Genomic DNA, 16,746 nt, shown 5'->3' on the forward strand with positions numbered 1-16,746 from the left:
GCCTGGCCGGGCAGCTGTTCGCGGGTCATGAACAGGGCAATGGCCGCGACCGAGGCAGCCAGCGCGGCACCGCCTCCCAGGCGCAACCAGCCGCTGCGGCGCGCGCGCGCCACCGGCGCAGCCTGCGCTGCCGCCGGTCGCGGCTCGGCGCTCACGGCCGCCTGGATGCGGTCGGCAAAATCGGCCGGCGCCGGCGCGCAGGCCTGGCCGCGCAGCACGTCGCCGAGCACCTGCCAGCGTTCCTGGCAGCGGGAGAGGTCTTCGTCGTGTTCCAGCCGACGCAGCAGGAAGCGGGCTTCCTCCAGCGGCAGCTCACCGTCGACCAGCGCCGACAGCTGCTGGCGGTGGTGGGCGTCGAATTTGTCTGGCAGTTGATTGCTCATGCGCGGCTCTTTTCGCGGGTGGCGCTGCCGATGTCCAGCAGCGGCCGAAGTTCAGTGTCGATCGCCTCGCGGGCGCGGAAGATCCGCGAGCGCACGGTGCCGATCGGGCACCCCATCTTCTGCGCGATGTCTTCGTAACTCAGGCCTTCCACCTCGCGCAGGGTGATGGCCGATCGCAGTTCTTCCGGCAACGCGGCCACCGCCTTCATCACCGTGTTCTCCAGTTCCTGGCGCATCAGCTCACGCTCGGGCGTGTCGGTGTCGCGCAGGCGGGTACCGCTGTCGAACTGCTCGGCGTCACCGATGTCGATGTCATCGGTGGGCGGGCGGCGGTTGTGGGCGGCAAGATGGTTCTTGGCAGTATTCACGGCGATCCGGTGCAACCAGGTATAGAACTGGGCGTCTCCACGGAAACTGTTGATCGCGCGGTAGGCGCGAATGAACGTGTCCTGGGCGACGTCCTGACATTCACTCCAGTCGGCGATGTAGCGCCCGATCAGGGCGACGATCCGGTGCTGGTACTTGCGCACCAGTACATCGAACGCCGCACTTTCGCCGCGCTGCACGCGCCGGACCAGCTCCAGGTCCAGCTCCTGTGGTGTTTCGACCTCGGCCATTGGGGGCCGCACTCCTGTCAGCCCAACCGACGTCGGGCAATGAGACTGCCAATCCCGGGAAAAGTTCAGCGCCCATCCGTGAACGCCGCACCAGCTTTTAACTACGGTTCCGTTAAGGTTCCCTCCCTCCCCCCAGCTATAGGGATTTGACGGGGAGGAAACAACCTCTGGATCATAGCCCCCTTCTCCATACACAACCGGATGGAACGTCCCCATGCTCTCAGGCTTCGATGGGCTCCGCTTCTCACATTGGCACCCCGAGATCCGTGACGATGGTGTCGTGGTGCTCAGCCTCGACCGGCAGGACAGCAGCGTCAATGCGATGTCGCAGGACGTGCTGCTGGAACTGGGCGACCTGGTCGAACGCCTGGCGCTGGATCCGCCCAAGGCGGTGGTGGTGCAGTCGGTCAAGCCGGCCGGGTTCATCGCCGGGGCCGACCTGAAGGAATTCCAGGAGTTCGACCGACGCGGCACCGTCAACGACGCGATCCGCCGTGGCCAAACCACCTACCAGAAGCTGGCCGAGCTGCCCTGCCCGACCGTGGCCGCCATCCACGGCCACTGCCTGGGCGGCGGCACCGAGCTGGCCCTGGCCTGCCGCTACCGCGTCGCCTCCAACGATCCGTCCACCCGTATCGGCCTCCCCGAAACCCAGCTGGGCATCTTCCCGGGCTGGGGCGGCAGCGCGCGCCTGCCGCAGCTGGTCGGCGCTCCGGCGGCGATGGACATGATGCTGACCGGCCGCAACCTGTCGGCATCGGCCGCCCGCAACATCGGCCTGGTCGACAAGGTGGTGGCCCCGGCGGTGCTGCTCGACACGGCGGTGGCGCTGGCCCTGGCCGGCACCACGCGCCCGTTCAAGCAGCGCCTGACCGCGTGGGCCACCAACACCTGGCTGGCGCGCAAGCTGCTGGCGCCGCAGATGGCCAAGCAGGTCGCCCGCAAGGCCAAGAAGGAGCACTACCCGGCCCCCTACGCGTTGATCAACACCTGGGCGCGCACCGGCGGCAGCGGCATCCAGGCGCGCCTGGATGCGGAGCGCCGCGCCGTGGTCAAGCTGGCCGGCACCCCGACCGCGCGCAACCTGATCCGCATCTTCTTCCTGACCGAACGCCTGAAGGCACTGGGCGGCAAGGACCATGGCATCCGCCACGTGCATGTGGTCGGCGCCGGTGTGATGGGCGGCGATATTGCGGCCTGGTCGGCCTACAAGGGCTTCGAGGTCACCCTGCAGGACCGCGAGCAGCGCTTCATCGACCCGGCCATGGAGCGCGCGCAGGCGCTGTTCGCCAAGAAGGTGCGCGATGAATCCAAGCGCCCGGCGGTGGCGGCACGGCTCAAGGCCGACCTGGCCGGTGACGGCGTGGCCGTGGCGGACCTGGTGATCGAAGCGATCATCGAGGATGCCGACGCCAAGCGTGGCCTGTACCAGACGCTCGAGCCGAAGATGAAGGCCGACGCGCTGCTGACCACCAACACCTCGTCGATCCCGCTGGTGGAACTGCGCGACCACATCCAGCGTCCGGCCCAGTTCGCCGGCCTGCACTACTTCAACCCGGTCGCGCAGATGCCGCTGGTGGAAATCATCCACCACGACGGCATGGCACCGGAGACCGAGCGCCGCCTGGCGTCGTTCTGCAAGGCGCTGGGCAAGTTCCCGGTGCCGGTCGCCGGCACCCCCGGCTTCCTGGTCAACCGCGTGCTGTTCCCGTACATGCTGGAAGCGGCCACCGCCTATGCCGAAGGCATTCCCGGCCCGGTGATCGACAAGGCTGCAGTGAAGTTCGGCATGCCGATGGGCCCGATCGAGCTGCTCGATACCGTGGGCCTGGATGTGGCCGCCGGTGTCGGCAAGGAGCTCGCACCGTTCCTCGGCCTGCAGATCCCGGCGGCACTCCAGACCGTTGAACAGGGCAAGCGCGGCAAGAAGGACGGCCAGGGCATCTACAAGTGGGACAACGGCCGCGCGCAGAAGCCGGACGTGTCGGCCAACTACCAGGCGCCGGACGACCTGGAAGACCGCCTGATCCTGCCGCTGCTCAACGAAGCGGTGGCCTGCCTGCACGACGGCGTGGTCAGCGATGCCGACCTGCTCGACGCCGGCGTGATTTTCGGCACCGGCTTTGCGCCGTTCCGCGGCGGCCCGATCCAGTACATCCGCGCTACCGGCGCAGATGCGCTGGTGGAACGCCTGAAGGTGCTGCAGCAGCGCCACGGTGATCGTTTCGCACCGCGCCCGGGATGGGACGCAGCGGTGCTGCGTGAACCGGTGATCTGATCGAAACCACGACAACGCCACCGGACGGTGGCGTTGTCGTTTCCGGGTGCCGCAAACGAAACACCCTGTTACCCGAACGGGCCATGCAGCGCATGGATGCACGTGCCATCCTTTCTCCCTGTCCCCGCCAGCGAGAAAGCCCGCATGACGACCATCATCGCCCCGCGCGTCCATGACATCGGCGGCCTGGAAGTACGCCGCGCCGTGCCGAGCATCCAGGCACGCAGCATCGGACCGTTCGTGTTCGTCGACCAGATGGGGCCGGCGGTGATGGCGCCTGGCACCGGCATCGACGTCCGTCCGCATCCGCATATCGGCCTGGCCACCGTGACCTTCCTGTGGTCCGGCGCAATCGGCCACCGCGACACGCTCGGCTCGGACCAGGTGATCCGCCCCGGCGACGTCAACTGGATGACTGCCGGGCGTGGCATCGCCCATTCGGAGCGCACGCCGCCGGTGGAACGCGAACACGACCACCCCGTGCATGGCATGCAGACCTGGGTGGCGCTGCCGAAAAGCCATGAGGAAACCGATCCCGGCTTCTTCCACCACAGTGCGGCCACCCTGCCCCAGCAGCGTCGCAACGGCGCATGGCTGCGCGTCATCGCCGGCCGCGCGTACGGCGAAGAGTCGCCGGTGAAGGTATTCACCGACACCCTCAATGTTGCCATCGATCTGGACGCCGGCGCCGAACTCGACCTGGACACTGGCCACCTCGAACGCGCGCTTTACATCCTCGAAGGCGATGCACAGCTGGACGGCGTCGACCTGCCTGCACAGCACCTGGTGATCCCGGAGAAAAACGCACGTGGCCGCCTGCGTGCCAAGACGCCGTTGAAGGCCATGCTGCTCGGTGGTGAACCTCTGGATGGACCGCGCCACCTCTGGTGGAACTTCGTGTCCAGCTCGAAGGAACGCATCGAGCAGGCCAAGCACGACTGGGAATCCGGACGTTTCGGCACCATCCCCGGCGATGACAAGGAATTCATTCCACTGCCGGAGCGTTGAGCGCACGCCGCATTGTCCTATTTCCGCCGTGTTCCCCCTTGGACACTCGTGGAGATCCTCAATGAGCATGGGCAAGCGCGTGGTTGCCGAATTCCTCGGCACGTTCTGGCTGGTGTTGGGCGGCTGTGGCAGCGCCGTCCTCGCCGCGAAATTCGGCGGTGATGGCAACCCGCTCGGCATCGGTTTTGTAGGCGTTGCACTCGCCTTCGGCCTCACTGTCCTGACCGGCGCCTACGCGTTCGGCCACATCTCCGGCGCCCACTTCAACCCGGCGGTAAGCGTCGGCCTCTGGGCGGGCGGCCGATTCCCTGCCCGCGACCTGCCGCCGTACATCGTGGCCCAGGTGCTGGGCGGCCTGCTGGCCGCCTTCATCCTGCTGCAGATCGCCTCGGGCGCACCCGGCTTCCAGATCGACGGCAGCCAGGCCGGCGCGTTCGCCAGCAACGGCTACGGCGCGCTGTCGCCGGGCGGGTACAGCGTGGCGGCGGCGTTCCTGTGCGAAGTCGTGCTCACCGCGATGTTCCTGGTGGTGATCATGGGCGTCACCCATGGGCGGGCCCCGGCCGGGTTCGCTCCGCTTGCGATCGGCCTGGCGCTGACCCTGATCCACCTGATCAGCATCCCGGTCACCAATACCTCGGTAAACCCCGCCCGCTCGACCGCCGTGGCGGTGTTTGCCGGCAGCGGCGCGCTCGGCCAGCTGTGGCTGTTCTGGTTGGCGCCGCTGCTGGGCGGGTTGATCGGCGGCATCGTCTACAAGTGGATCGGGGCCGAGCCCTCACCTCGCTAACCGGCTTCAGATTCATTTGAAACGGTTATTTGAAGATCCAGTCACATTCCGTTAAGGTCAAAATCACCAAGCCATCACCTGCGGGGGCGTCCGCCTCCTCCGGTGATGGCTCGGCCAATTCATACGGGGGAACGCATGAAGATCCTGCACGCCTTGGTTGTACTGGGGTTGTCACTGGTGGCCAGCATTGCGTCTGCACAGTCGGCGGCCAAATGCCCTGCACTGCCTGCCGACAGCAACCTGCAATGGCAGGAAACCGCACAAAGCACCTATGTGCTGTGCAAAGCGGTCGACGCGGGTGGTCGCGAGGTCATGACCCTGATGCTGACCGGACGCGATCCGGACATTCCGCTGGCCCGCACTCTTCGGCAGGAAAAGGGTGGTTTCGCTGGAGAGTCGCTGTACTGGTACAAGCCCGACCTGGGCGGCCAGGAGCCGCCGGGTTACGCCACGCGGCGCATGACCGTGGTGAAGTTCGACAAGAACCAGTACGCCCAGATCTCGTTGTACCCCGGCGATGCCAGCGAGCTGCGTTCGCTGCAGTTGATGTCGCAGGGCATGAACCTCAATCCGTCTGCGGTTGCCGCAGAGCGGTGACGATATCGGGGATGCAGTGCGCATCCCCGACACCGGGATCGATCGGGCTAGAAGCGGCCTTCCTGGAAATCCACGAAGGCCTGCATCAGTTCCTGCTTCGTGTTCATCACGAACGGCCCGTGGCGCATGACCGGTTCGCGCAGCGGACGCCCCGCCACCAGGATCAGGCGCGCGCCACCCGTGCCTGCGCGCAGCTGCAGCAGCTCGCCGCCACCGAGCACGGCCATGTCCTGCCGGCCGACAGGACGGGCATCGTCGCCCTCGCCCACCACCAGGTCGCCCTCGAACACGTAGGCGAATGCGTTGTGGCCTTCGGGCAGCACGTAGTCCCAGCCGCTGCCGGCGGCGAGTTCGACATCCAGGTACAGCGGGTCGGTGGCCGGCTGCACGATCGGGCCGACGGTGTCGCCGACTTGTCCGGCAATGACCTTGACCTGCACGCCCGGCGCCGGCTGCACCACCGGAATGCGGTCGGGGGCGAATTCCTGGTATTTCGGGTCGGTCATCTTGTCGCGCGCCGGCAGGTTCACCCACAGCTGGAAACCGCGCATCTGGCCGGATTCCTGCTCGGGCATCTCCGAATGCACCAGGCCGCGGCCGGCGGTCATCCACTGCACGCTGCCCGGGGTCAACAGGCCTTCGTTGCCATGGTTGTCCTTGTGGCGCATGCGGCCGTCGAGCATGTAGGTGACGGTCTCGAAGCCGCGGTGCGGATGGCTGGGGAAGCCGGCGATATAGTCCTCGGCACGGTCGGTGCCGAATTCGTCCAGCAGCAGGAACGGGTCCAGGTCCGGCAGCGAGGGGCCGCCGATGACCCGGGTCAGGCGCACACCGGCGCCGTCGGACGTGGGCATGCCGCGGATGGTGCGCTGCACGCGTGCAGGGGAGGTGCTCATGGTGGCTCCGACAAGAGGATACTGGGTACAAGATGGGCGCAGCCCAGGAAGGCGCCAACCGTCACGCCCGCAACCGATCGTTCCAACGGTGGGGAGTTGAGTCTACGACCAAAGTACTAGCGGCAAGCCTGCGCGCGCGCATTGACCCGGTCGGTGCGAGGGCGGACCCTTAACGAGTTCTTCAGGGAGACGCAATCTCATGAAAGGTTTTTCGAAATTGGGTTGGGCGGCGCTGGCGCTGCTCGGCGCATTCTGTCTAGGCACCGTCGCGCTGCGGCGGGGCGAACACATCAATGCGCTGTGGATCGTGGTGGCCGCAGTCTCCATCTATCTCATCGCGTATCGCTTCTACAGCCTGTTCATCGCCGACAAGGTGATGCAGCTGGATCCGACCCGGGCCACGCCTGCGGTGTTGAACAACGACGGCCTGGATTACGTGCCGACCAACAAGCACGTGCTGTTCGGCCACCACTTCGCGGCGATTGCCGGTGCAGGCCCGCTGGTGGGCCCGGTGCTGGCGGCGCAGATGGGGTACCTGCCCGGCCTGTTGTGGCTGGTGGTCGGCGTGGTGCTGGCCGGTGCGGTGCAGGACTTCATGGTGCTGTTCATTTCCAGCCGCCGCAACGGGCGTTCGCTGGGTGACTTGGTGCGTGAGGAAATGGGACAGGTGCCCGGCACGATCGCGCTGTTCGGTGCGTTCCTGATCATGATCATCATCCTGGCGGTGCTGGCGATGGTGGTGGTGAAGGCGCTGGCGGAAAGTCCGTGGGGCATGTTCACGGTGATTGCGACGATGCCGATCGCAATCCTGATGGGCGTGTACATGCGCTACATCCGGCCGGGCAAGATCGGCGAGATTTCGGTGGTGGGGTTGATCCTGCTGCTGTTGGCGATCTGGTACGGCGGCAAGGTGGCGGCGGACCCGGTCTGGGGCCCGGCGTTCACGTTCACCGGGGTGCAGATCACGTGGATGCTGATCGGGTACGGGTTCGTGGCATCGGTGCTGCCGGTGTGGCTGTTGCTGGCGCCGCGCGATTACCTGTCGACGTTCCTGAAGATCGGTACGATCGTGGCGCTGGCGATCGGCATCCTGATCGTGATGCCGGAGCTGAAGATGCCGGCGCTGACGCAGTTCGCGGCCAGCGGTGATGGTCCGGTGTGGAAGGGCGGGATGTTCCCGTTCCTGTTCATCACCATTGCCTGTGGTGCGGTGTCGGGTTTCCATGCACTGATCGCGTCGGGTACGACGCCGAAGCTGCTGGCCAATGAAAGCCACATGCGCTACATCGGCTACGGCGGCATGCTGATGGAGTCGTTCGTGGCGGTGATGGCGCTGGTGGCAGCGTCGATCATCGATCCGGGCATCTACTTTGCGATGAACAGTCCGGCGGCGGTGATCGGTGCGGACGCGGTGTCGGCGGCGCACTACATCACCAATACGTGGGGCTTCACGATCACCCCGGAACAGCTGGAGGCGACGGCACTGGCCATTGGCGAGCCGACCATCCTGCACCGTGCCGGCGGTGCGCCGACGCTGGCGGTGGGTATCGCGCAGATCCTGCACCAGGCAATTCCGAGCGGCAGCAACGCGATGATGGCGTTCTGGTACCACTTCGCGATTCTTTTCGAGGCGCTGTTCATCCTGACGGCGGTGGATGCGGGTACGCGTGCGGGCCGGTTCATGCTGCAGGACCTGCTGGGCAACTTCATCCCGGCGCTGAAGAAGACGGAGTCGTGGACGGCGAACATCATTGCGACGGCGGGCTGCGTGGCGCTGTGGGGCTACCTGCTATACACCGGTGTGGTGGATCCGTTCGGTGGCATCCAGACGCTGTGGCCGCTGTTCGGCATCTCGAACCAGATGCTGGCGGGTATCGCGTTGATGCTGGGTACGGTGGTGCTGTTCAAGATGAAGCGCGACCGCTATGCGTGGGTGACGGCGGTGCCGGCGGTGTGGCTGCTGATCTGCACGACCTATGCGGGGCTGATCAAGATCTTCGACAGCAATCCGTCGCAGGGCTTCCTGGCGCAGGCGCACAAGTACCAGGACGCGCTTGCGAGCGGGACGATCACGGCACCGGCCAAGACGGTGGGACAGATGCAGCAGATCGTGGTGAATGCGTACGTGAACACGGGGCTGACGGTGCTGTTCCTGTTCGTGGTGTTCGCGATCCTGGCGTATGCGATCAAGACGATCGTGGTGGCGCGTCGTACGCCGCGGCGTACGGACCGTGAGACGGAGTACGTGGCGCTGCAGCCGCACCAGATGGCGGACCTGTGATGGGTACGGGTCTGGTTCCGGTCGGGCAGTACCAGGCGCACCGCCGGATCTGGCGGCGCCTGGTGCAGACGGCACGCCTGTGCTGTGGCATTCCCGATTACGACAACTATGTGCGGCACGTGCTGGAGAAGCATCCGGACCGCACGCCGATGGACTACAAGACGTTCTTCCGGGAACGTCAGGAAGCTCGTTATGGTGGTCGTAATGGTGGGCGTTGTTGCTGAGGCACGTCGGTAGGTCCCGACCGTTGGTCGGGACGCTTTAAAGCGGAAAGGCGGCGCCGTTGGCGCCGCCTTTTCTTTTGGCTCTGTCTTTTTATCGGTTTTGGGCGGGGCGGGGGGGGGGGGGGGGGCCCCCCGGGGGGGCCCCCGCCAACCCCCCCCCCGCCCCCCGCCGGCCCCCCCCCCCCCCCCCCCCCCCCCCCCAACCCCCCCCCCCGCCCCACCCTCGATACATTGCCGATGACGGAAACGAAAAGCAGTAGAGCCGGGCTCTGCCCGGCTGCTCTTGCTTTGCTTTTACCCGCCCGCCATCCACTTCAATATCAGACCGGTGACGTACGCCAATCCGGTACCCGTTGCATACCCCACCGTGCCCAACAACACGCCCACCGGTGCAAGGCTCGGGTGGAATGCCGCTGCCACTACGGGTGCTGATGCGGCTGCACCGATGTTGCCCATCGAGCCGATGCCGAAGAAGAACAGCGGCGCGCGCACGAGCTTGGCTACGATCCACAGCACCAGGATGTGGGTGAGCATCCAGATCACGCCGAGCAGGAACAGCCAGGGGCGGTCGAGCAGCGAGAGCAGGTTCATCTGCATGCCGATGCAGGCGATGAGGAAGTAGAGGAACACGGTGCCGAGGCGCGAGGCGCCGGCGGATTCCAGCTTGCGTGCGCGGGTGAAGCTGAGGCCCAGGCCCAGCAGGGTGGAGAGCAGGACGACCCAGACGAAGGCGCTGTCGAGGCTGAACTGGCTGGCCCAGCTGATGTTGGCTTTGAACCAGGCGCTCAGGGGTGCGGCAACGGCATGTGCAAGCCCTACCCCGCCGAGCGCGACGCCGACGATCAGCATGAGGTCGGTGAGGCTGGGAATGCGGGCGTTCTGGGCCTCGTAGGCACTGATGCGCGCTTTCATTTCGTCGATGGCGCGGGTGTCGGCGCCGTTGCGGGTGTCGATCTGGGTTGCGCGGTTGGCGAGGAACAGCAGGACGGCCATCCACAGGCTGGCGCAGGCGACGTCGACGACCGCGAACTGGCCGAAGGTGGTGGCGTCGGTGCCGAATACTTCGCGCATGGCGACCATGTTGGCGCCGCCGCCGATCCAGCTGCCCGCGAGGGCGGCCATGCCGGCCCAGGTGTCGCCGGCGACGGTTTCGGGGTGGATCCAGGACATCAGCTGGAAGGACACGACGGCGCCGAGCATGATGCCGAAGGTGCCGGCGCAGAACACGATGAGCAGTTTGGGGCCGAGTTTGAGGATGCCCTTGAGGTCGATCGAGAGGGTCAGCAGCACCAGTGCGGCGGGCAGCAGGACGTCGCGGGCGATGGGGTTGTAGAGGGTGGTGTTGTGGCCGTCGATCAGGCCGGCGGTGTTGTAGATGGCCGGGATGAAGTAGCACAGCAGCAGTGCGGGGACCCAGGCGAAGATCTTTTTCAACAGGGGGGTCGGGCCACTGGCGGCCCAGAAGATCAGGGCCAGGGTGGCGGCGATGAGGCCAAGGCCAACGATGTCGTTGGTGATGAGCGCGGTACTCGGTTCGGTCGGCATGGGGTCCTCTGTCGATCGAAAGGGCAAAAAAAAGCGTCGCAGGGTGCGACGCTCCTAGAGCTTAACATTGTCTTCACCGGACGATCAGGGCAGCGAGGCGCCCAGGTCGAGGATCACGCGGGTGCCGCGCGGTGGGCTCTGTTCAAGGGTGAGCAGCCAGCGGAGGTGTTCGCACAGGCGTGCGATCAGTTCCAGGCCGATGCCGCTCTGTTCGTTGCGGTCGCCGCGTGCCATGCGCGCGTACACGGCGGCGATCTCTTCCGGGCTCATGCCTTCGCCCGGGTCCTGCAGGGTGACCACGGCGCGGTCGGAGACACTGAGCGTGATGGTGCCGCGACCGCTGTTCTCGATGGCGTTGCGCAGCAGGTTGCCGATCGCGGCCTCGACCACGCCCAACGGGGCAACGATGTCCACGCGTGCCAGGCCGCTCACGGTGATCTGCAGGTCCTTGTCGCCCAAGAGGTGGCGGTGGTCTTCGATGATGTCCGGCACCAGCTGGTCGAGCGGAATGCGCTCCTTCAGCGACGCCAGCCGCGCCGGGTCGCGGGCCAGCACCAGAAGCAGCTGGATCAGCTGCTCAACGCCCTGCGCGGTGCGATGCACGCGCTGCATCTGCTGGCGCGCGCGGTCGGGCACGCCAGGTTGTTCGAGCGCGAGTTCGGCCGCGCCGGTGATCACCGCGATGGGGGTGCGCAGTTCGTGGCTGGCGGTGCTGATGAACACCCGTTCGCGTTCGACGAACTGTTCGTTGCGGGTCAGGTAGTCATTGAGTGCTGCCGCGATCACGTACAACTCGGAGCTGCCGCGGGGATCGACATCGACGCGTTGGCCCGGCGCGCCGGGCGTGAGGCCGTCGATGTGCCGCGCCAGCGAGCGCAGCGGGCTGACCAAGCGACTGACCCCGAACGAGGCCATGACCACGGTGACGAAAATCATCACCACCCCGGCCAGCATCACCCACCGGGTGGCGAACTCCTCCAGCTCGTGGAAGTCGTTGATGTCCAGCGCCAGCGCCAGGCGCCCCTGGTTCGCGGTGTCGCGCACCATGACAGCGGCCGAACGGCCATCGATGTCGATGCCGTCGTGCAGGCCGGGATGCAGTGTGCGCAGGATCGCCGGAACCCGGGGACTGTCGTCGATGGTGAACAGACGCAGGGTGTCCGAGTCCTGCCAGCGGTAATGCGGTTCGTGTTCGATGTGGCTGACGATGCTGTCCAGCTCGGAGTTGAGCAGCGCGCGCCAGGCCGCGTGTTCTGCATGCTCGTGCACATAGTTCCCGACGCTGAACACCGCCAGCGAGATCAGCCCGAGATACCCCAGCAACCACCACACCAGGCGCCGGTGCAGCGGCGCGGGCTTACGCAGGCTCATCGCGCCCCTCGGTGGCCGGTGCACCCAGGCGGTAACCGACCCGTGGCAGTGTGTGGATCAGCTTGTGAGGAAACGGACCGTCGACACTGCGGCGCAGTTCGTAGACGTGCGAACGCAGCAGGTCGCCGTCGGGCGGTTCGTCGCCCCACAACGCAAACTCCAGCTGCTGGCGGGTGACCGCAGCGGGGCTGGCGCGCATCAGCACTTCCAGCAGCTTGCGGCACGCCGGGTACAGGTGCAGCGCCTGGCCGCCGCGTTGCGCTTCCAGGGTGGCCAGGTCAAGGACGAGATCGGCTACCTGCAGCACCTTGCGCGGGTTGCGGCCCTGCGCCCGCGCGCGCAACGCTTCCAGACGCACTTCAAGCTCCGGCAACGCGAACGGCTTGGTCAGGTAGTCGTCTGCGCCGGCCCGGAAGCCGGCAATCTTGTCGGGCAGTTCATCGCGCGCGGTGAGCATGATGACCGGCACTTCCGATGCATGCTCCTGGCGCAGGCGACGCAGCACGTCTGGTCCTTCCATGCGCGGCAGCATCCAGTCCAGGATCAGCGCGTCGTAGTTCTGGGTGGTCGCCAGGTGCAGGCCGGTGATGCCGTCGGGCGCTACGTCCAGCACGTGGCCACGCGCTTCGAAATACTCGAACAGGTTGGTGACCAGCTGACGGTTGTCTTCGATGACCAGGAGCCGCATGCGTCGGGTACTCGGGGGCAATGCCCCATGGTACCGGCTGGTTTGTCGGAGTCAGGTCGCAATCAGCCCGATTCGACACATTTCCTACACGAAATAGGCCAAAGTCCCCACTTTCCTCGCGAGCGGCCGCCCTTGTCGACGACCCTGCTGCGCCATCAGTGGCGCCTGTTGACCCTGCTTGCCGTGCTGATGGCACTGGCCGCCGGCATTGGCCTGCGTCCCCCCACCCCGCCGGATGAGCCGCGCTTCGTACTGGCTGCGCGCGCCATGGTCGAGACCGGGCAATGGCTGCTGCCGCACCGGGGCGGCGAACTGTACGCAGAAAAGCCGCCGGTGTTCATGTGGATGCAGGCGGCGACCTACCAGGTGATCGGGCACTGGAACCTGGCCTTCCTGCTGCCCTCGCTGTTGGCGGCGCTGGCCACGCTGTGGCTGACTTGGGACCTGGCCCGACGGCTGTGGACACCGCGAATGGCCTGGTGGGCGGTGCTGGCGCTCGCCAGCTGCCTGCAGTTCGGGCTGATGGCCAAGCGCGCGCAGATCGACATGGTGCTGGTTGCGTTGACGACACTGTCGCTGTGGGCGTTACTGCGCTACCTGCTCGAGCGGCCGCAGACGCGCCTTCTCTGGGTGGCCGGCTTCGCCGCCGGGCTGGGCACCGTCACCAAGGGGGTGGGCTTCCTGCCGTTGCTGGTGCTGTTGCCGTGGGTCCTGTGGCGCTGGAAGGGAAACTCCGGCGTGGGCGCTGCCCTGCCCCGTGCCCGAGCGCTGCTCTGGTTGATCCCCGCATTCCTGCTTGGCACGGCAGTGTGGCTGGGGCCGCTGGGCATCGCGCTGCTCAATGATCCTTCACCGGAACTGCAGGGCTACGCACGCGAGCTGCTGTTCAAGCAGACCGGCACCCGCTACGCCAACGCCTGGCACCACGTGCAGCCGGCCTGGTACTACCTGCAGGTGATCGCCACCCTGTGGCTGCCCGGCAGCCTGCTGCTGCCGGCGCTGCTGCCAGGCTGGTGGCGTCGGCTGCGCCGCGGCGATGGCCGCTGGTGGCTGCTGCTGGGCTGGTCGTTGCTGGTGCTGCTGTTCTTCAGCGCCAGCCCGGGCAAGCGCGAGGTCTACATCTTCCCGATGCTGCCCGCGCTGTGCGTGGCCGCCGCGCCGCTGCTGCCCGGGCTGCTGCGCCGTGCCGGCACGCGCTGGCTGCTGCTGGCCTACGTGCTGGTGCTGGGCGTGGCCGCCACGGTGATCGGCGCGGAGCTGCTGGCCAATGGCGCATGGGCACACGCGCAGCTGGCGAAGCGCGGCATGCCCGAGACACTGTTGCCGATACTGGGCGGCTGGCTGCTGGGCTTTGGCATCGTGGTCCTGCTGCTGGCCGCGTGGCTTCGCCAGCGCCGCGCCGGGACGCTGGTAGTGGTCACCGCGCTGCTGCTGTGGAACCTGCATGGCTGGGGTCTCATGCCGGCACTGGGACCGTACAGTTCCGCGTCGGCATTGATGCAGCAGGTGGGAGAGCGGATTGGCCCGGGCGCCGAACTTGGCGCGCTCGCCTGGCGCGAACAGAACCTGCTGCAGGCCGACCGCCCGGTGACGGATTTCGGCTTCAAGCGCCCTTGGGACGACCAGTGGCATGACGCGGGTCCGTGGCTGGCGCAGGCCCCGCACAACCGGTGGCTGCTGGTGCTGGAGCAGGCGATCAGCCCGTGCGTGCGACGTGACCAGGCGGTCATGATTGGCAGTTCCAACCGCAATCGCTGGTGGCTGGTGCCCGGCACGGCCTGGGATCCAGCCTGCCACGCCGCCTTGCCACGCGATGCAGCGAACGGCATCGACGACGGCGACTGAATCGCGGCGGTGCGAGGTTGCCGCTTAACGCACGGGCAACGAAGCTCCGACCGTGCTCCGACACGTGGCTGAGGACCATGGCGCCGGTTCCCACGCCGGCCTGCCTCGATGCTTCCTGTTCCTGCTGCGTCCGTTGCCTTCGCGTCGCGCACGTCCGCCTCGATGTCGCTGTTCCTGCGCCGCCACCTGGGTTGGCCGCTGCTGGCCGCACTGGCAGCCAGCACCCTGCTGATGGGTGCCGGTGGCGACCAGTGGCTGGCCGACCAGCTATATCGCCTCCAGGGGAACCAGTGGCTGCTGCAGAACGCGTGGATCACCAGCCAGCTGATCCACAAGGGTGGCAAGTGGCTGAGCGCGGTGGCCACCCTGGTGGCCATGCTGTTGTGTTTCCACGCGTGGCGGACGGAACGCGCGGCGGCGTGGCGCTGGCCGCTGCTGTACCTGGTGCTGGCGATCGCGCTGGGCACCGGCACGGTGTCGCTGCTGAAATCGGTCACGCACATGGACTGTCCGTGGGACCTGTCGCGGTACGGCGGCCTGCGCGCGTTCGTCGGCCTGTTCGAAGCGCGCCCGCACGGCATGCCGCGCGGTGCGTGCTTCCCGGGCGGCCATTCCAGCGCGGGCTATGCGTGGGTCAGCCTGTACTTCCTGGCGTTGCTGGTGCACCCCGCCTGGCGCTGGCGCGGCCTGGCAGTGGGCATGGTCGCCGGCGGCATCTTCGGGGTGTCCCAACAGCTGCGCGGTGCGCATTTCCTGTCGCATGACCTGTGGACGCTGGCGACCTGCTGGACAGTGTCGCTGCTGCTGTACCTGCTGGTACGCCCGCGCTGCCTGCCGCAGCAAGGCCCGGTACCTGTGGCCCTTGCGGTGCGGCGGCGGCCCCACTAGCCTTCGCCGGTCTGTCACCACCCAAGGATGTACCCGTGAACCACCGCCCGCTCCTGCTGGCCCTGGCTGTCGGTGCTGCCGCACTGACCCTGGCGGCCTGTCAGAAGGAACCGTCCCCGGCCGATGCGCCGGCCGCCGGCACCGCCGCGCCGACCGAAACCGCAGATCAGTTCATTGCCCGCGTCAACGCCGAGTACAAGGCCCTGTACCCGGAAATGACCTCGGCCCAGTGGCTGTCCTCGACCTACATCAATGACGATTCCGAGCGCGTGGCGGCCAAGGCCAACGAGCGCTGGCTGACCATCCTCAATGGCTGGATCGCCCAGGCCGGTACCTACGACGGCAAGCCGATGAGCGAGGACACCAAGCGCCAGATCCACCTGCTCAAGCTGATGACCGCCATGCCGGCCCCGCGCGACCCGGCCAAGCTGGGCGAGCTGACCCGGATCGCCAGCCGCATGGAAGGCGCCTACGGCTCGGGCAAGTACTGCACCGACGAGGCCAACCCGGCCACCTGCCGCCAGCTCGGCGACCTGGAGCAGGTGCTGGCCAGCAGCCGCGACTACGACAAGCAGCTTGACGCCTGGCAGGGCTGGCACGCCACCACCAAGCCGATGCGCGCCGACTACCAGCGCTTCGTTGGCCTGGTCAACGAAGGCGCCAAGGAAATGGGCTTCGCCGATGCCGGCCAGATGTGGCGCAGCGGCTATGACATGCCGGCCGAGCAGATCGGCCCGGAAACCGACCGCCTGTGGGAACAGGTCAAGCCGATGTACGAGCAGCTGCACTGCTACGCGCGTACCAAGCTGGACGGCACCTACGGCAAGGACAAGGCCGAAACAGAAGGCGGCCTGATCGCCGCGCACCTGCTTGGCAACATGTGGCAGCAGGACTGGTCGAACCTGTGGGACCAGCTGGAACCGTACCCGGGTGCGGGCAGCCTGGATATCACTGCCGCCCTGGAAAAGCAGTACCAGGCCAACCTGAGCGGCGCGCTGGCCAAGGCCGGCAGCAGCAACGGCAACGTCGAAGCGCTGTTCAAGGCACAGCGTGAAGCCGAACTGCGCACCGCCAAGCAGATGACCGAACGCGCGCAGGACTTCTATGTATCGCTCGGCATGCCGGCGCTGCCGAAGTCGTACTGGGACAAGACCCAGTTCATCAAGCCGCTGGACCGTGACGTGGTCTGCCACGCCAGCGCGTGGGACATGAACATGGAAGGCGACGTGCGCACCAAGATGTGCATCAAGCCCAACGAAGAAAACTTCACCACGATCTATCACGAGCTGGGCCACATCTATTACGACCTGGCCTACAACCCGCTGCCGCCGCTGT

Annotated in this window: 15 protein-coding genes; 9 read left to right on the top strand and 6 right to left on the bottom strand. The window is 66.8% G+C overall.

The genetic code is table 11. The annotated features are described in order from the left end of the window. Positions 1–383, bottom strand: a 383-nt coding sequence (locus RYM47_RS18750) for a sigma-E factor negative regulatory protein (RefSeq protein ID WP_315389950.1), incomplete at its 3' end; no start/stop codon positions are given. After that, positions 380–1,000, bottom strand: a complete 621-nt coding sequence (gene rpoE, locus RYM47_RS18755) for an RNA polymerase sigma factor RpoE (protein ID WP_315389952.1) — start codon at positions 998–1,000, stop codon at positions 380–382. The genes RYM47_RS18750 and rpoE, both read right to left, overlap by 4 nt. Before the next feature lie 214 nt (positions 1,001–1,214). On the opposite strand from rpoE, the gene RYM47_RS18760 reads away from it, so the two are divergent. The 4 genes from RYM47_RS18760 (at position 1,215) to RYM47_RS18775 (ending at position 5,673) form a co-directional block, all read left to right on the top strand. After that, positions 1,215–3,278 (top strand): 3-hydroxyacyl-CoA dehydrogenase NAD-binding domain-containing protein, encoded by a 2,064-nt coding sequence (locus RYM47_RS18760; RefSeq protein WP_315389953.1) that lies wholly within the window; start codon positions 1,215–1,217, stop codon positions 3,276–3,278. A 144-nt stretch (positions 3,279–3,422) separates the two neighbouring features. Beyond that, on the top strand, positions 3,423–4,286 hold the full coding sequence (locus RYM47_RS18765; RefSeq protein ID WP_311182489.1) for a pirin family protein: 864 nt from the start codon (positions 3,423–3,425) through the stop codon (positions 4,284–4,286). A gap of 61 nt (positions 4,287–4,347) precedes the next feature. Beyond that, positions 4,348–5,076 (top strand): aquaporin Z, encoded by a 729-nt coding sequence (aqpZ, locus tag RYM47_RS18770; RefSeq protein WP_315389956.1) that lies wholly within the window; start codon positions 4,348–4,350, stop codon positions 5,074–5,076. 135 nt (positions 5,077–5,211) lie between these two features. Continuing rightward, the gene (locus RYM47_RS18775; RefSeq protein WP_315389958.1) at positions 5,212–5,673 is read left to right on the top strand and encodes a hypothetical protein; all 462 of its coding nucleotides are present in this window, start codon (positions 5,212–5,214) and stop codon (positions 5,671–5,673) included. 47 nt (positions 5,674–5,720) lie between these two features. On the opposite strand, the gene RYM47_RS18780 is transcribed toward RYM47_RS18775, so the two are convergent. Beyond that, on the bottom strand, positions 5,721–6,569 hold the full coding sequence (locus RYM47_RS18780) for a pirin family protein (protein ID WP_315389960.1): 849 nt from the start codon (positions 6,567–6,569) through the stop codon (positions 5,721–5,723). 199 nt (positions 6,570–6,768) lie between these two features. Here RYM47_RS18780 and RYM47_RS18785 point away from each other — a divergent pair, with 199 nt between their 5' ends. Together RYM47_RS18785 and RYM47_RS18790 are read left to right on the top strand one after the other, a co-directional pair. Continuing rightward, on the top strand, positions 6,769–8,850 hold the full coding sequence (locus RYM47_RS18785; RefSeq protein WP_315389962.1) for a carbon starvation CstA family protein: 2,082 nt from the start codon (positions 6,769–6,771) through the stop codon (positions 8,848–8,850). Further along, on the top strand, positions 8,850–9,074 hold the full coding sequence (locus RYM47_RS18790) for a CstA-like transporter-associated (seleno)protein (RefSeq protein ID WP_311182493.1): 225 nt from the start codon (positions 8,850–8,852) through the stop codon (positions 9,072–9,074). Before RYM47_RS18785 ends, RYM47_RS18790 begins: the two co-directional genes overlap by 1 nt. Positions 9,075–9,368: 294 nt before the next feature. Here the strand turns inward: RYM47_RS18790 and RYM47_RS18795 are convergent, their stop codons facing one another. From RYM47_RS18795 to RYM47_RS18805, 3 genes are all read right to left on the bottom strand, one after another. Continuing rightward, positions 9,369–10,619: a DUF819 family protein gene (locus tag RYM47_RS18795; RefSeq protein WP_315389964.1), complete on the bottom strand. Its 1,251-nt coding sequence runs from the start codon at positions 10,617–10,619 to the stop codon at positions 9,369–9,371. An 84-nt stretch (positions 10,620–10,703) separates the two neighbouring features. Next, positions 10,704–11,990 (bottom strand): HAMP domain-containing sensor histidine kinase, encoded by a 1,287-nt coding sequence (locus RYM47_RS18800; RefSeq protein ID WP_315389966.1) that lies wholly within the window; start codon positions 11,988–11,990, stop codon positions 10,704–10,706. Further along, positions 11,977–12,678 (bottom strand): response regulator transcription factor, encoded by a 702-nt coding sequence (locus RYM47_RS18805; RefSeq protein ID WP_315389967.1) that lies wholly within the window; start codon positions 12,676–12,678, stop codon positions 11,977–11,979. The genes RYM47_RS18800 and RYM47_RS18805 overlap by 14 nt, the downstream gene beginning before the upstream one ends. Positions 12,679–12,867: 189 nt before the next feature. Between RYM47_RS18805 and RYM47_RS18810 the strand changes: the two genes are divergently transcribed. The 3 genes from RYM47_RS18810 to RYM47_RS18820 form a co-directional block, all read left to right on the top strand. Continuing rightward, positions 12,868–14,523 carry a glycosyltransferase family 39 protein gene (locus RYM47_RS18810; RefSeq protein WP_315389969.1) on the top strand — a complete coding sequence of 552 codons (1,656 nt, stop codon included), beginning with the start codon at positions 12,868–12,870 and terminating at the stop codon, positions 14,521–14,523. 162 nt (positions 14,524–14,685) lie between these two features. Further along, the gene (locus tag RYM47_RS18815) at positions 14,686–15,411 is read left to right on the top strand and encodes a phosphatase PAP2 family protein (RefSeq protein ID WP_315389970.1); all 726 of its coding nucleotides are present in this window, start codon (positions 14,686–14,688) and stop codon (positions 15,409–15,411) included. Between the two features lie 35 nt (positions 15,412–15,446). Beyond that, positions 15,447–16,746: M2 family metallopeptidase (locus RYM47_RS18820; RefSeq protein ID WP_315389968.1), on the top strand; the 1,300-nt coding region annotated here is incomplete at its 3' end.

The sequence above is a fragment of the uncultured Stenotrophomonas sp. genome (genome assembly GCF_963519125.1).
Lineage (GTDB): Bacteria > Pseudomonadota > Gammaproteobacteria > Xanthomonadales > Xanthomonadaceae > Stenotrophomonas.

Excerpts from the sequence above, each read along its gene's own strand:
- rpoE (WP_315389952.1), bottom strand. The coding sequence starts at position 1,000 with ATGGCCGAGGTCGAAACACCACAGGAGCTGGACCTGGAGCTGGTCCGG.
- RYM47_RS18760 (WP_315389953.1), top strand. The coding sequence starts at position 1,215 with ATGCTCTCAGGCTTCGATGGGCTCCGCTTCTCACATTGGCACCCCGAG.
- RYM47_RS18765 (WP_311182489.1), top strand. The coding sequence starts at position 3,423 with ATGACGACCATCATCGCCCCGCGCGTCCATGACATCGGCGGCCTGGAA.
- aqpZ (WP_315389956.1), top strand. The coding sequence starts at position 4,348 with ATGAGCATGGGCAAGCGCGTGGTTGCCGAATTCCTCGGCACGTTCTGG.
- RYM47_RS18775 (WP_315389958.1), top strand. The coding sequence starts at position 5,212 with ATGAAGATCCTGCACGCCTTGGTTGTACTGGGGTTGTCACTGGTGGCC.
- RYM47_RS18780 (WP_315389960.1), bottom strand. The coding sequence starts at position 6,569 with ATGAGCACCTCCCCTGCACGCGTGCAGCGCACCATCCGCGGCATGCCC.
- RYM47_RS18785 (WP_315389962.1), top strand. The coding sequence starts at position 6,769 with ATGAAAGGTTTTTCGAAATTGGGTTGGGCGGCGCTGGCGCTGCTCGGC.
- RYM47_RS18790 (WP_311182493.1), top strand. The coding sequence starts at position 8,850 with ATGGGTACGGGTCTGGTTCCGGTCGGGCAGTACCAGGCGCACCGCCGG.
- RYM47_RS18795 (WP_315389964.1), bottom strand. The coding sequence starts at position 10,619 with ATGCCGACCGAACCGAGTACCGCGCTCATCACCAACGACATCGTTGGC.
- RYM47_RS18800 (WP_315389966.1), bottom strand. The coding sequence starts at position 11,990 with ATGAGCCTGCGTAAGCCCGCGCCGCTGCACCGGCGCCTGGTGTGGTGG.
- RYM47_RS18805 (WP_315389967.1), bottom strand. The coding sequence starts at position 12,678 with ATGCGGCTCCTGGTCATCGAAGACAACCGTCAGCTGGTCACCAACCTG.
- RYM47_RS18810 (WP_315389969.1), top strand. The coding sequence starts at position 12,868 with ATGGCACTGGCCGCCGGCATTGGCCTGCGTCCCCCCACCCCGCCGGAT.
- RYM47_RS18815 (WP_315389970.1), top strand. The coding sequence starts at position 14,686 with ATGTCGCTGTTCCTGCGCCGCCACCTGGGTTGGCCGCTGCTGGCCGCA.